Origin of the sequence: Flavobacterium sp. A45, assembly GCF_002001005.1 — a bacterium.
Lineage (GTDB): Bacteria > Bacteroidota > Bacteroidia > Flavobacteriales > Flavobacteriaceae > Flavobacterium.
The window spans coordinates 175,493-182,483 of sequence record NZ_MUNX01000059.1; the positions used below are offsets into that span (position 1 = coordinate 175,493).

At 33.2% G+C, this 6,991-nt stretch carries 10 protein-coding genes; 9 read left to right on the forward strand and 1 reads right to left on the reverse strand.

The window, feature by feature from the left end:
- Nucleotides 1–383 precede the first annotated feature (383 nt).
- The 9 genes from B0E44_RS05050 to B0E44_RS05085 all read left to right on the forward strand — a co-directional run bounded on the left by B0E44_RS05050 (nt 384) and on the right by B0E44_RS05085 (nt 5,998).
- Nucleotides 384–1,427, forward strand: a complete 1,044-nt coding sequence (locus B0E44_RS05050; RefSeq protein WP_077371107.1) for a site-specific integrase — start codon at nt 384–386, stop codon at nt 1,425–1,427.
- Nucleotides 1,428–1,564: 137 nt separating this feature from the next.
- Nucleotides 1,565–2,197, forward strand: coding sequence for a hypothetical protein (locus B0E44_RS05055; RefSeq protein ID WP_077371108.1), 633 nt, complete (start codon nt 1,565–1,567; stop codon nt 2,195–2,197).
- Nucleotides 2,145–2,324, forward strand: coding sequence for a hypothetical protein (locus B0E44_RS18595; protein ID WP_124019284.1), 180 nt, complete (start codon nt 2,145–2,147; stop codon nt 2,322–2,324). Before B0E44_RS05055 ends, B0E44_RS18595 begins: the two co-directional genes overlap by 53 nt.
- Before the next feature lie 68 nt (nt 2,325–2,392).
- Nucleotides 2,393–2,851 (forward strand): hypothetical protein, encoded by a 459-nt coding sequence (locus tag B0E44_RS05060; protein ID WP_077371109.1) that lies wholly within the window; start codon nt 2,393–2,395, stop codon nt 2,849–2,851.
- A 782-nt stretch (nt 2,852–3,633) separates the two neighbouring features.
- On the forward strand, nt 3,634–4,026 hold the full coding sequence (locus B0E44_RS05065) for a hypothetical protein (protein WP_077371110.1): 393 nt from the start codon (nt 3,634–3,636) through the stop codon (nt 4,024–4,026).
- A gap of 46 nt (nt 4,027–4,072) precedes the next feature.
- Nucleotides 4,073–4,423, forward strand: a complete 351-nt coding sequence (locus B0E44_RS05070; protein ID WP_077371111.1) for a hypothetical protein — start codon at nt 4,073–4,075, stop codon at nt 4,421–4,423.
- 380 nt (nt 4,424–4,803) lie between these two features.
- Nucleotides 4,804–5,034, forward strand: coding sequence for a hypothetical protein (locus tag B0E44_RS05075; protein WP_124019285.1), 231 nt, complete (start codon nt 4,804–4,806; stop codon nt 5,032–5,034).
- Nucleotides 5,035–5,121: 87 nt separating this feature from the next.
- The gene (locus B0E44_RS05080; protein ID WP_077371113.1) at nt 5,122–5,523 is read left to right on the forward strand and encodes a hypothetical protein; all 402 of its coding nucleotides are present in this window, start codon (nt 5,122–5,124) and stop codon (nt 5,521–5,523) included.
- 4 nt (nt 5,524–5,527) lie between these two features.
- Entirely contained in the window at nt 5,528–5,998 is a 471-nt protein-coding gene (locus tag B0E44_RS05085) for a hypothetical protein (RefSeq protein WP_124019286.1), read from the forward strand.
- A 109-nt stretch (nt 5,999–6,107) separates the two neighbouring features.
- Here the strand turns inward: B0E44_RS05085 and B0E44_RS05090 are convergent, their stop codons facing one another.
- Nucleotides 6,108–6,287 carry a hypothetical protein gene (locus tag B0E44_RS05090; RefSeq protein ID WP_077371115.1) on the reverse strand — a complete coding sequence of 60 codons (180 nt, stop codon included), beginning with the start codon at nt 6,285–6,287 and terminating at the stop codon, nt 6,108–6,110.
- Between the last annotated feature and the right edge of the window lie 704 nt (nt 6,288–6,991).

The window sequence follows — 6,991 nt, forward strand, 5'->3', positions numbered from 1 at the left end:
CTTCTCGCGGGCTTCCTGTTATTACAAGAACTCAATTCAATTATTTAGAGTATTTCCTTTTTCGGATAATGGCAAAAAAGCAAAATATCTCCCTTTAGCCCCGATTACTTCACTATACTTTTATTTTCATAGGAGTTCAGTGAACTTCGTTTAAAGCGAAAATCCTTATAAGCCGGGGTTCGGCTTATAAGATTGTAGCGGAAAGCGGGATAATATTACCTAAAAAGCCTAATGTTTCTGCTCCTAAAAATTAATAATCAAACTCAGGTTAACACTTTTCTATTTTCTCTTCCCTTTATTCTCTAAGCTGCAATCTGAATTCTGCAATCTTTTCCTTATCTTTATCATTCAACTAAACGCCTTTTACTTTAACTATACGCCTTATGAACTGGACAGCCAAACTCATCAAACGCGGTGGCGAGAGCCGCATCGCCATTTATTTTGAAAAAAACCAAGATTGGATCGATCGCATTAAGCAACAAGAGGGATCCAGATGGAGTCAAACATTAGGCGTTTGGCATTTGCCAGACACCTTTGAAAACCGAATGTTATTTCAAATTGTCGAAGCACCAATCAAACTTCCTTCGGCTGAGGGAATCGAACAAATAGAAAAATTCAAACACTGGTTATTGTCCAGGCGCTACAGCGATAGCACCATAACTACCTATACCGAAGCATTAAAATGGTTCCTGACATTTTACAATGAAAAACCAGTAGCCGAAATTGACAATGACGATGTCATACGGTACAATAACGAATACATCTTAAATAATAATTTGTCAGGTTCCTTTCAAAATCAGATTGTCAACGCCATAAAATTATTTTTCTCTACAATACGAGAAACCAAAATAGAGCTAGACAAAATTCACCGACCGAAGCGAGAAAAATTACTACCTAATGTGTTGAGCAAAGAAGAAGTAAAACTGATATTGAATGCTCACGGCAACCTCAAACACAAAACGATGTTGAGCTTAATTTATGCATGCGGATTGCGCCGAAGCGAACTCTTGCATTTGAAGCCTGCCGATATTGAATCTAAAAGAGGAGTAGTAGTCATCAGACAAGGTAAGGGCAAGAAAGACCGAATTGCACCATTATCGGATAAAATATTGGGGATGTTACGGGATTATTATGTAGCAAACAAACCCCTCACCTATTTATTTGAAGGCAAAATTCCTGGTGAGCCTTATTCTGAATACAGCTTACAAAGCGTTTTGAAACAAGCACTGTATAAAGTAGGAATTACCAAACCTGTCACGCTACATTGGCTGCGACACAGTTTTGCAACACACTTACTGGAAAGTGGCACCGATTTGCGCTATATTCAAGAGTTATTGGGACATAACAGCAGTAAAACAACCGAAATTTACACTCATGTTAGTACGAAAAGTATTCAACAAATAAAAAGTCCCTTTGACGATTTGTAAGTATTAATATGTATATTTGGTTTTAAGAAAAGTGTGTGATTTATCACACTTACACACCCGATTTTGGGTGGATATGTGTGACGGAGTCACACATATATACTAGTTGTGGGCAATATTCACTCAAAAACAGATAAAATATGAACATTAGTTTAGAACAGAATAAAGCAGTAAATGATATTGTTGAACTTATTGCTTTGAAATTAGGAAATGAAAAAAGAGAATTAAATATAGTAGACGCTATTTCTACTTGTGCTAGACTAGCAGGAAGTTTGTTGTTTAGGTCTTTTGATTTTCAAATTAAAGACGCGAAACCTGGAAGTGTAATGTTGTCCGAAAATGCAAATATAAAAGGACCTGAATTAGTAAATATTACCCATACTGTGTTACAGAATTTCGGGATAACTATTGATAATCAAAAAATGAATAGCAGTTCGGGAGAAGAAACGAAAATTAATTTTCTAGATGCAATTGATTTAGTTCAAAGCGAAGCATTAGAAATTATGAAAAAGTATAAATTATCATATGAACAATTAGCTCATTCAACTGCTATTGCAACTGCGTTTATTATACAACAAAGTCCGAACATACCCGCAGAAACAGGTTTTGGCAAAGCAATTTATCATTATATTGAAGGTTCAAAAACTTATCCCCCAGATTTCATTAAACCAACAATTATCAATGAAACAATAAAACAAACAGAAGTGGATTACAAAACAAATGAAATCGAATACAAAGAAAATAGTAGAAAACCTTGGTGGAAAATATGGTAAAAAATACTGCCCACAACAGCCACTACAACGGATTTTGGCATTTGGCTTAATGGGAAAATGGTCTTGTATTTGGGATGATTTGGCAAATCCGAATATTGGTCTTAATTTAATCCCAAACCCGCTGTAGTGCCAGAACGTTAGTGGCAAGCTATGACGAAATAAATAGCAATTAGGAAATTTCTAGAAATTAAATTCATGCAAAACAATATTATCCGTAAAACATTTGGTGTAATATCAATTACCTTTTTTTTACTTTTTTTTACATTTTTTATATTTTCAATTGTTAGTGGTCATATGATTAGAAAGGATATAGAGTTAAATGGAATAAACTCAATTGGTAAATATAGTTCACATAGAAGTTGGGGAAAAGGAGAAAATAATTATTTTAGCTTTATTGTTGAAGGAGTGAGATATAAAGGAATTGTCGAAGAAGCACCAGAAGATTCTATTAAAAACATTGGAAAATTCTATAGGATTCGCTATTCTAAAAGATTTAAAGGAAACTTAAACGCTTTTTTTGACCAGGAAGTAAAAGATACTATTGAAATCGTAAACGCTGGATTTTCAGATTTTGATATTTTAAGCCAAGACACAATCGAAGGGAAAGAAAGATCATTAAAAAAAGAATTCTTTATAATATTAGGAATTCATTGAGTTATCTAGAAAGCCTGCCACTAACAGCCACTACAACGGATTTGGGCATTTGGCTTAATAGAAAGTTGGTCTTGTATTTGGAATGATTTGGCAAATCCGAAAATAGGGCTTAATTTAATCCCAAACCCGTTGTAGTGCCAAGACGTTGGCGGTCAGTTGACGAGAAACGAGGAGAAAACCGGATTTAAAGATTTGGCTTTTTAAATGCAGAAACTGAAAAAGCAAGCGTTAAAATTGGGTCGAAATTGGTAAAACTATTTTTTTTTGATGTTTAAAATTGGAAAGCGGAAAACCGAAATTTAAATATTGGAATCCGACAATTGAAACTTGAAAATCTGAGTTTCTAATTGGAGCTTGAAAAGCAGAAACGTGAATATCGGAGTTTCGAATTGGAATGTAAATATTCGAGATTTTAAGCCGAAAAAGCAAAACTGAAACTTAAATTCTCGGGTTTTCTAATTGAAGCGAAACAATCGTTTTGATTGTGAAATTGAAACGAAAAAAAGGGAATGAAATTTAGCCGAGATTTGGGCAAGAATTGGGTTTTAAATCTGCCAAGATAAGGCTGAGAATTGATTAATAATTAGGAATATCAGCTAGAAACAACCGAACCGCCAACAGCCACTACAACGGATTTGGGCATTTGGCTTAATGGAAAGATGGTTTTGTATTTGGGATGATTTGGCAAATCCGAAAATAGGGCTTAATTTAGTCCCAAACCCGCTGTAGTGCCAAGACGTTAGTGGCAAGCTGTCAAAATCCTGCTAAAAAACAAAACAAACATGGATTCAGAACAACAAATATTTTGCGGAAATTGTAATCAGAAACTTCAAATTTTATCAGAACCATGCGAATCTTGTGGCTCTGTAAAGAAGAATATTGTATTAGAATTAGTTGATAAATTTGAATTCGAATTAAAAGATTGTCTTGATGGAAAAGTAATCAATCCATCTTTGAGAAGCAAGGACAAGATGCGTGAGAAATTTACTTTTGGAGCATCGCAATCAGCAAATGGTGACTGGGCAGAAAAAACTCGAATAATTAATCGTGATAAGGATTACTATTTTGAAGAAGTAAAAAATTCAAAAGGAGAAATTATACATCACAGTGAAGAAAAATTAAGTGATCATAAAGGTCATGGGACAGACAAATTCAACAATCCGACCAGCCACTAAGCATCCCATAAAATTATAAATCGAAAGAAAAACAGAATTATAAAATATGAATCTAATAGACAAATATAAATATCGCTTTCGACCAGAGTATAATTCAGAAAATTTACTAATTGAAATTTTTAGCGGTGTTAAAAATGAAAATTTTTTATCTGACTTATTAAATTCGATAGTTGAGATAAACCCAAAAATTGATGAAATTGCTGACCTTTGGATGAACGATGAATTTATATTTGAAATCCAGTCAGACATTGGAAATTTTTCACTTTCAAAAGATATTTGGGATTTAGCTTTTATAATATCCGAAAATAATCAAGAATGTGTGAATAGAATAAATTCAATTCTATTAAACGATAAAAGGTTTGAAAAAGTAGAAGTGAATTTTGACGATTATAAATAGAATAATGCCAGCCACTAACAGCCACTACAACGGATTTGGGCATTTGGTTTAATGGAAAAACGGTCTTGTATTTGGATGATTTGGCAAATCCGAAAATAGGGCTTAATTTAGTCCCAAACCCGCTGTAGTGCCAGAACGTTATGGTGTATAGCTGTTGACGATCAACAGTCGATTTTAATCAGAAGCTTTAGTTAGAATAATACATAACGAAACAGAAACCGAGCCGGCCGAAATCTGAACCGAAATCTGAACCGAAATCTGAGACTTAATTGTTGCGGACAAAGAAACGTGAACGGCTTTATGGAAAACCGAAAGCAGATTTTTTTTGTCGATTTTCTTTGAGGTTTAACTGAAGTTTGAAGTTTAAAAACGGAAACTATTTGGAACGGAAATCGAAAAGCAGAAAACTTTGGGTAATGGGAATCGATAATTGGAATATCAAATCTTTCGTGCTCAGCATCGTCAAGCTACACACCATAACAGCCACTACAACGGATTTGGGCAATTGGCTTAATTTGAAAAATGGTTTTGTATTTGGGATGTTTAAGCAAATCCGAAGATTTGGCTTCCTTACTCCCAAACCCACTGTAGTGCCAGAACGTTGGCAGTAATATTGACACCGAACCAGAAAAAAGAATTAGCTGCTTACCAAAAATACTCATATAGCTTTGAAGTAATATTAGAAAATCACATAAGAAATGAAAACGATAATTAAAAGATTTCTATTAGCCTTTTTGCTTGTATTTCTAGTAAGTTGTGACCCAGCGCACGATATTGTATTTACGAATAATACAAATTCAGTAGCTAAGGTTAAATTCAAATTAAACCCGAAATTTAAAAACTATCGTTTAAGCGAATCAATAACTGGAGATTCAATTGTGTTTAATTTAAAACCAAAGGATACTTCAAATTTATATTTTGGAATTGGAGTTTGGGATGACAAAGAAATAGACCAATTATGCAATTCCATAACTAGCTTAGAAATTGAGAATAATGACTTAAAAACGGTCTATAAATCGAAAAAAACAATAAAAAATATCCTTGAAAATAATCAAGAGGGATTTTGGTGGAAAACGAGGATAGCAATTGATATTGAATAAAAAAATGAGAAATGAAAATCCGAATTTAAAACTTTTAAGTATTTCTGTAATTTATTCTTTATCTACAATTTTTATGTGGACTCTGTCTAAAAATGACGAAAGTGCTTCTCTAGGTTATTTATTTATGCTTGTAATCATTTGGGCTATTTTGACAATCGTAACGGGAATCATAATTTGGAAAGACAAAATAAAAATAAAAAATTGGAATATATTAATTCTTATATTTTGTACACCTGTTCCTTTTATATTTTTTCTTTCGGCAACTTCCAAAGAGCAAGTTAGAGGACCTTGGGAATACAATAAAAACAATCGTCGCATAAGAGAAATCACATACGAAAACCGAAAAGAATATTCATCAAGCGTTGATAAAACTTCAGAAGAATATCCTATTCCTGCAAATGATAAATATCACCTTGACAGTATTGTTTATTATGGGGAAAATTCGAAAATTATTGAAACTAAACATTTCAAGTAAATAGAAAATACTACTGCCAACACACACTACAAGCAATTTGGGTTTTAGGCTTAATTTGAAGTTGGTTTTGTATTTGGAAGATTTGGCAAATCCGAATAATGGGCTTAATTTAATCCCAAACTGCTTGTAGCGCGAGAACGTTACTGGAGACTTGTGCCGAAATTACGCAGACGAATCCAATCTGAAAATAACGTTCTGTAATCGCAGGAAAATCTGAAAGCAAAAGCGTGAAAGTTGGAACTTCTGCAGAAACGTGAAAAGCAGAAACGTAAATATCAAAACTTGCCAACAGAAACTTGAAAAGCAGAAGCGTGAAAGTTGGAACTTGCCAACAGAAATGTGAAAAGCAGAAACGTGAAAATTGCAACTCCCCTACTGTAACGTAAAAGCGGAAAAGTGAGAACTTTAAATTTTTAGCCGAAAACCGAAACTTTGAGGAGCGGACGGAAAACGAAAAACAGAAACGTAAAAGTTTTGGTTTATAATCGCAATTTCGACAAAACAAGCCTCCAGTAACAGCTGCTACAAGTGATTTGGGCAATTGGCTTAATGGAGAAATTGGTTTGTATTTGTGAGAATTTGGTTAAGCCGAAAAATAACGCTAATTTAGTCCCAAACCACTTGTAGCACCAAGACGTTAGGCGATATTAAAACTCAGAATCTTAAAACAAACCAATTTTAATGGAAAAGAAACTCATTCTATCAATATTATTAATATTATCTATTTCTATTTTCTCTCAAAACAAAAACTTAAAACAAGAGAACGTTAAAATCAATAATGAGCATTTTTTAGAAATCAATAATCAAAAAAAATAGAAAATTTACAAAAATTAATAAATCTTAAATCAGATTCACTTAATAAAGAAATATTATATTATAAAGTAAAAGAAGATTTTTACTCTACTGCTCTTGCTGACCAGGGAAACAGATTTACTATTATAGTTTCTGGAATACTTGCTTTATTTTCAATAATTACCTTTGGAGCATTTAAAT